The 607-nt window shown below is 40.0% G+C and carries 1 pseudogene; it reads right to left on the bottom strand.

The window, feature by feature from the left end:
* Positions 1 to 512, bottom strand: a pseudogene (locus tag M6F29_RS12050) (hypothetical protein); the annotation flags it as partial.
* Between the last annotated feature and the right edge of the window lie 95 nt (positions 513 to 607).

Raw genomic sequence — 607 nt, 5'->3', positions numbered from 1 at the left:
TGAAAGACTGGCCGGTCAAATTCATGTCGATTCGGTCTCGGGTGAGGATTTTCTATAACGAACACGGATTCAGGATAAAGAAAGTTAATTTCATATTTGCTTTCAAGCTCATCGAGAAGAGCATTCTCACATTTAACGATTTTTTTTCTAACCGATTCTATTGTATACGTGATTAGTTTTATGAATTTAGACACGTCTTCCTTACGACTTGAGTAGTCAATAGTAATGACATGGTAATAAAACTCTACTATTTCTCTCTTCAACTCATTTGGGTTTAATGCCACATGAAGTGCTGCCCACTCCTCAACTTTGAAATCGGTTCCCTGTGGAAAATTGAAGGGTGATTGACCAGTAGAGTGAGCGTATCGCTTATGCCTTAAGTTAATAATCCGCTCATGCATGTTTTTTAAATCTGTAGTCACGTCATTGAAAACATCGCTTTCCAATCGACTGCGACCATCATTCGAGCTGACAAAGCATCTAGCGTAAGTTACAACAGCAGCTTTCCACAATCCTTGTCTTATGATTTGTGTTGAACGAAGCCGCTATCGCGGAGAATCCCCTCGACAAGTTGATTGAGCATCATAATTCATCCTCACCCCGAAAG

Source organism: Ferrovum sp. (assembly GCF_027317285.1).
Lineage (GTDB): Bacteria > Pseudomonadota > Gammaproteobacteria > Burkholderiales > Ferrovaceae > Ferrovum.
The sequence above is the reverse complement of the archived record's forward strand: the minus strand, read 5'-3'. Positions and strand labels throughout refer to the sequence as shown.